Genomic DNA, 1,664 nt, shown 5'->3' with positions numbered 1-1,664 from the left:
AGCCCCGGTAGTTCACGGGGATCTGCGGATCGCTGGGTGAAAATAGACCGAAGTGCTTCCTGAACAGGGGAAACTGGGACTTGTCTAAGGTTCCTGATCCTCAAGCAGAAAGCACTCGGTAGGTGAAGCGTACTTCGTGGTCGTCTGGTCTGTCGTTCTCCGTCGAGGATGTCGGGGTGATTGCTCATGCCGGGGTCATCGCGCCGCGTCTTCTGGCTGATCGCGTCGGCCTGACCGCCGAGCTGTCGGGGGCCATGGCGCAGCGCCGATCCATCCCGATCCATGACCGTGGCAGGGTGTTGACCGATGTCGCGGTGATGCTCACAGGTGGCGGCACGTCCATCGCCGACATCCGCGTCCTGCGCCACCAATCCACTGTCCTGGGTCCGGTCGCCTCCTCTCCGACGGTGTGGCGCGCCCTGGACGAGGTCACCGCTGGTAAACGCAAGAAGATCCAGGTCGCGCGGGCCCGTACGCGGCGGCATGTGTGGTCCCAGCTGCCCGGCGGGGTGCCGGCCTCCAAGTGCGCGGGCCGGGATCTGGGGGACACGGTCGTGCTCGATGTGGACGCCACCATCGTGGTCACCCACAGCGAGAAAGAACAGAGCGCGCCGACCTACAAGCGCACCTTCGGCTACCACCCGATCGGCGTGTGGTGCGACAACACAGAAGAGTTCCTCGCTGCGAGCTTGCGGCCGGGCAACGCGGGGTCGAACACCGCGGCCGACCACATCGACGTCCTGGGGCAAGCCATCGCCCAGATTCCCGCCGCCCATCGGCGTGATGTGCTGATCCGATCCGACGGCGCCGGCGCCTCCCATGACCTGTTGGAGTGGATCTCCGAGCAGAATCGGATCCGTGGTCGGCGGGTGGAGTACTCGGTCGGCTTCTCGATCACCGCCGGAATCCGCCGGGCCATCGCGATCGCCCCCGACACCGCGTGGGGGCCAGCGGTGAATCAAGACGGCGACCTGAGGCCGGGCGCGGAGATCGCCGAGCTGACTGGACTGCTGCCGCCCAGGATGCTCGCCAAGTGGCCCGACGGGATGCGGGTCATCGTCCGCCGTGAGCGGCCCCACCCCGGCGCCCAGTTGTCGATGTTCGAGGAACTCGACGGGTGGCGCTACCAGGCGTTCGTCACCAACACCGCCACCGGTCAACTGCAGTTCCTCGAGGCCAGGCATCGGGCGCACGCCCGGGTGGAGGACCGGATCCGCCACGCCAAAGACACCGGCCTGGGCCGTCTGCCCTCGCGAGAGTTCGCTCTCAACCAGGCATGGCTGGTGGCGGTGATGATCGCCGCCGACCTCGTCGCCTGGACCCGGATGCTGGCCTGCACCGGCGCCGCCACCATCCTCGCAGCGTGCGAGCCCAAAGCGATGCGCTACCGCTTCCTCCACGTCGCCGCCCTACTGACCCGCAGCAGCCGACGTAGACGGGTCAAAATCCCCGAGACCTGGCCCTGGGCCACCGCCATCGAAGCGGTGTTCCACACGATCGCCGCGATCCCCAAACCGGCCTGACCCCACCTGCCCACCCACGACAGCACCACCCGGAGACCCGCCCACCGGCAGCGCCAGCCGGCGCCCAAACACGTCTACACGACCCGCCGGACACAACATCCGTAGAAACCCGACTCCATCACGCCCCATGAATCAGCGGGG

The 1,664-nt window shown here is 67.4% G+C and carries 1 protein-coding gene; it reads left to right on the top strand.

Annotated features, from left to right (window positions below):
* Window positions 1-122 precede the first annotated feature (122 nt).
* The gene (locus DPA01S_RS15930) at window positions 123-1,523 is read left to right on the top strand and encodes an IS1380 family transposase (protein WP_039867814.1); all 1,401 of its coding nucleotides are present in this window, start codon (window positions 123-125) and stop codon (window positions 1,521-1,523) included.
* The last annotated feature ends 141 nt before the right edge of the window (window positions 1,524-1,664 follow it).

Origin of the sequence: Dietzia papillomatosis NBRC 105045, from assembly GCF_001570845.1 — a bacterium.
Lineage (GTDB): Bacteria > Actinomycetota > Actinomycetes > Mycobacteriales > Mycobacteriaceae > Dietzia > Dietzia cinnamea.
The sequence above is the reverse complement of the archived record's forward strand: the minus strand, read 5'-3'. Positions and strand labels throughout refer to the sequence as shown.